We start from the raw sequence: 550 nt of genomic DNA, 5'->3' as shown, positions 1-550 counted from the left end.
CCGGATCGTTTCCTCGATCCTGTATAGCGCGCCAATACGCTCGAGCGCTTCAGTGTTCAACGCATTGGGGCGCGCTGCGTGTAGTTCATAGAACTGTCGTCGAGCGTGCGCCCAGCAAGCCGCCTCCCTGACGCGCCTGGTTTCGTAGATGGCCTGGTAGCCACCGTACGCGTCGGCTTGCAGCGTACCGTTGAACGACTCGAGGTGCTGCTGTGGATGGATGCCCTTGCGATCCGGCGTATAGGCGAACCACACCGCCGGCGGCGTCACGTCGGCCGATGCACGATCATCGCGCACGTACACCCACAGGCGACCGGTCTTCGTCTTGCCGTTCCCCGGTGCAAGCACTGGAACCGGCGTGTCGTCGGCGTGCAGTTTCGTCGCTGACATCACGTGACGACGCAGTGTTTCAACGAGCGGCTGCAGCAACGTCGCCGCGTGACCGACCCACTTCGCAAGCAGCGAGCGATCAAGCTCGACGCCTTCTCTCGCGTACATGACCGACTGCCGGTAAAGCGGCACGTGGTCTGCGAACTTCGAGACGAGCACG

At 62.9% G+C, this 550-nt stretch carries 1 protein-coding gene; it reads right to left on the bottom strand.

Annotated features, from left to right (window positions below; translation table 11 throughout):
* Positions 1-550, bottom strand: a 550-nt coding sequence (locus AB3X99_RS40930) for an IS66 family transposase (RefSeq protein ID WP_368662071.1), incomplete at both ends; no start/stop codon positions are given.

The organism is Paraburkholderia sp. BR10882, from assembly GCF_040948855.1.
Lineage (GTDB): Bacteria > Pseudomonadota > Gammaproteobacteria > Burkholderiales > Burkholderiaceae > Paraburkholderia > Paraburkholderia nodosa_A.
This window is presented reverse-complemented; position numbering and strand designations above follow the sequence as displayed.